Source organism: Weissella sp. DD23 (genome assembly GCF_001579105.1).
GTDB lineage: Bacteria > Bacillota > Bacilli > Lactobacillales > Lactobacillaceae > Weissella > Weissella cibaria.
This window is the reverse complement of the sequence record NZ_KQ970501.1, coordinates 1-321: the sequence shown is the minus strand read 5'-3', so window position 1 is coordinate 321 and position 321 is coordinate 1. Positions and strand designations below refer to the sequence as shown.

Below are 321 nucleotides of genomic sequence, written 5' to 3'. Positions count from 1 at the left end.
CTTGGGCTAACCCGGCAATAATGCGGTTTCGTTCCGGAAAGTGATGCTTTGCCGGGGGCTCCCATGGTAAATACTCACTTAAGATGAGTCCCTGCTGACTGATTTGGGTTTGCAAATTATCACGCCGCTTTGGATAAGCCACGTCAACGCCGGTTCCAATCACAGCGATTGTTTGCCCACCATGCGCCAGGGTGCCCCGATGGACAGCTTCGTCTGTACCTCGTGCTAAACCTGATACGGTGACCAATTGCGCGCTAACCAAGTGCGGTAGCCATGTCGCCAATACTTGCTGACCATACGGCGTCAATTCACGTGCCCCCA

The 321-nt window shown here is 53.9% G+C and carries 1 protein-coding gene; it reads right to left on the bottom strand.

Going from position 1 to position 321, the window contains the following annotated elements; all coding sequences use genetic code 11:
• Positions 1 to 321: DNA-processing protein DprA (locus tag WEIDD23_RS12465; RefSeq protein WP_197458913.1), on the bottom strand; the 321-nt coding region annotated here is incomplete at both ends.